Genomic DNA, 1118 nt, shown 5'->3' with positions numbered 1-1118 from the left:
CCACCTCCGGCGCCGCGCGCAGCGCGCAGGCCGCCTCCAGGCGGGGCGCCTCCCGCGGCTGGAGGTGGAGGGCGACATGGGTGCCCTTGAAGGTGCGGGCGGCGACCGTGCAGCGCAGTCCCTCGTCCGCGGCGACGAGACGTACTCCCGCGGGCCGTACGAGGAGGGTGTGCGCGCCCTGCGGGGCGTTCCCGGGCACCGGCACCTTGCCCCACGGCGTGAGCGCGGCCTCGCCGTCGACGACCGCGTCGACGACGTTCTCGAAGCCGAGGAAGCGGGCGACGAAGGCGTCCGCGGGCCGCTGCCACACCTCGAGTGGCGTACCGGACTGGGCGATGCGGCCGTCGCGCATCACCACCACCCGGTCGGCGAGCGCGAAGGCCTCGCCCTGGTCGTGGGTGACGGCGAGCACGGTGGTGCCCAACCGCCCGAACAGCTCCCGCAGTTCGACCACGAGCCGTTCGCGCAGGGAGCGGTCGAGCTGGCCGAGCGGCTCGTCGAGCATCAGCAGCCGGGGCCGGGGTGCGAGGGCCCGGGCCAGCGCCACCCGCTGCTGCTCCCCGCCCGACAGCGACGCCACGGCCCGCCGTCCCGCGCCCGGCAGCCCGACCAGTTCCAGCAGCTCGCCCACCCGGGAGGCCCGTTCGCTCCTCGCCGCGCCGTGCATGCGCAGCCCGAAGCCGACGTTCCCGGCCACGTCCCGCTGCGGGAAGAGCTGGTGGTCCTGGAACATCAGCCCGACCTCGCGCCGGTGCACCGGCACCGCGGCCTGGTCGCGCCCGTCGAGCAGCACCCGCCCGGAGTCCAGCGGCTGGAGCCCGGCGACGGCTCGCAGCAGGGTCGACTTGCCGCTGCCGCTGGGGCCGAGCACGCACACGATCTCGTGCTCGGCCACGTCCAGGCCGACGGCGTCGAGCGCGGGCCGCCCGCCGAAGCGCACGGTCGCCGCGTCCAGGCTCAGCAGCATCTAGAACTCCCCGCCCCGGTCGGTGCGCAGCCGCTCCAGGAGCAGCAGGGCCACCGCGCACACCAGCATCAGAATCGTCGAAAGGGCCATCGCCTGGCCGTAGTTGAGGTCGCCGGGCCGCGAGAGCAGCCGCGCCACGGCGACCGGCAGC

At 75.8% G+C, this 1118-nt stretch carries 1 protein-coding gene; it reads right to left on the bottom strand.

The window, feature by feature from the left end:
- On the bottom strand, positions 1–967 hold a 967-nt coding region (locus tag IE249_RS27925; protein WP_229859396.1), incomplete at its 3' end, for an ABC transporter ATP-binding protein.
- Between the last annotated feature and the right edge of the window lie 151 nt (positions 968–1118).

This window comes from Streptomyces anandii JCM 4720 (genome assembly GCF_014650655.1).
Classification (GTDB): domain Bacteria; phylum Actinomycetota; class Actinomycetes; order Streptomycetales; family Streptomycetaceae; genus Streptomyces; species Streptomyces anandii.
This window is presented reverse-complemented; position numbering and strand designations above follow the sequence as displayed.